A 1,810-nucleotide genomic window follows, 5' to 3' on the forward strand; every position below is an offset into this window, starting at 1 on the left:
CTTTGGCCATTTGCCAAATTCATAAGCAAAATTAATGCTTAGCAGCGTCGACGGTACGAGGGGCAAAAGCCCGGGCGCTCAGGCGGGCGCTGAGCGGAGCCTGACGAGGTTGGGCAGGTAGGGAGCGTCCGCGCCGGGCACTCGGAGGCGGTGGCCGAGGTAATCCCAGAACGAGAGGCCGAGCTTGGCGCAGGTCAGCAGCAGGCCGAGGAAGGCGTCGCGACAAGCGCGGCCCTGATCGGAGCGCGTGCCGCCGGGGATCTTCCGTTTGACCACTTGCGGCCGCAAGTCCCGCTCCGAGCCGTTGGTGTGCGGCGGCACCTCGGGCCGTTCCAGCACGACCAGCAGCTCCTCCTTGTTCGCGTGTAGCCGGGCGAGCAGGCGGTCCAGGGTCGCGAACCCGGTGCGACGGCGGAAGATGCGGTCGAACCGCGTACGCAGCTCGTACCGTCGCCGCCGGTCCGGCGCGCGGCGGTAGGCCTTGAGGTCGGCGTAGAACCACCAGATCAGCGCGCGGACGAACTGCTGCGCCGCGTGCTGCCGCTCGGTGAAGGTATCCAGCTTGTGCACGAGCCGCTCGGCATGGACCCAGCACAGGGCGTGCCGGTCGAGCGCGAACTGGCCGGCATCGTCGGAGAGGATCACGGTGTCGGGCAGGAGCCCGTGCGCCTTGATGCTGCCCCAGACCGCGCCCTCGGTGGCGATCCTGACCGGATCGGGCGTGACCACCAGCGCGGTGATGCCGAGCTGGTCGAGATGCCGAAACCAGGCGGCCTCGTCGGGGAAGTGCCGCTCGGGATGCTCCGCCAGGCTGGTGATCACCGGCCCCGCCAGCGCCCGCTGGCGCATGTGGGCGAGCGCCTCGGCGTTGATCACGTGGTCGGCATGGCCGGCCCGCAGCACCTCGAGGAAGTTCAGCCGGCTTTTCGAGGTCGTCGTGGCGAAGGCGGCGAAGTGGTCGTTGCCGAGCTGGGTGCAGACGCCGTTCCGGTGCCGGTGGCGGGCGCCGGTGTCATCGACGCTGATCCAGCTCGCCGCACTCGGTCCAGCCCGCAGCACGTTGCGCGCCTCATCCAGGAAGGCGCTCTGGCCCTCGTTCAGCAGCCGCACGACTTGCCGCTTGGAGATCGCGATGCCGATGGCCTGGAGCTGAGCTACCAGGCGCGGCACGGTCACCTGACCCTGGTGGTACTGGAACAGCACGAACCGCCGCAGCTCCGGCCCGAAGTGGCCGACGATCCCCGCCGGCATCGGTGCCACGACGGTCCGGCCGTCCGGGGTCAGCCAGCGCTCGCGGCGGAGGCGGACCACGTGCGGGCGCAGCACCAGGTCCTGGACCAGGAAGTCCTCGTAGCCCTTGAAGCGCGAGCCGGCGGGGACCTCCGCCGCGATGACCCGCTCCTCGTGGATGGTAAGCCGCTTGGCCTTGCGGCTCCCAGCCCCACGGCCCTGGCCCCGCGCCTCCGACCCGGGCCCGGTGCCCTTCTCCATGCCGCTCGGCCTCACCTCGGGCCGGCCCTTGACGCCCTTGAGCATCGCGACCTCGGCCCGCAGCTCGGCGATCGCCTGCCCCAGCGCGGCGTTCTCCGCCAGCAGCCGTTCGGCCAGAGCCTCAAGCTCGCCGCGCGGCAGGCCCGAGAGGCTGATCTTCTCCGGCACCGACATGCCCGCGAAAGGTCGGGTCCACGCCGACCCGGCGCAACCGCGTCAGCTCATCTCGGCCCGGCCTTTTGCCCCTCGTACGACCGCCACACCGTAAGTGCTTGTCCTCAGCCACTTTCCTGCTCCGGCCGGGGCCTCGAGATCGGGC

General features: G+C 70.5%; 1 protein-coding gene. It reads right to left on the bottom strand.

Features of this window, described 5'->3' with window-relative positions; translation table 11 throughout:
* Nucleotides 1–78: 78 nt before the first annotated feature.
* Nucleotides 79–1,665 (bottom strand): IS66 family transposase, encoded by a 1,587-nt coding sequence (locus tag VF542_RS09680; protein WP_408651497.1) that lies wholly within the window; start codon nt 1,663–1,665, stop codon nt 79–81.
* Between the last annotated feature and the right edge of the window lie 145 nt (nt 1,666–1,810).

The organism is Jatrophihabitans sp. (assembly GCF_036389215.1).
GTDB lineage: Bacteria > Actinomycetota > Actinomycetes > Mycobacteriales > Jatrophihabitantaceae > Jatrophihabitans_A.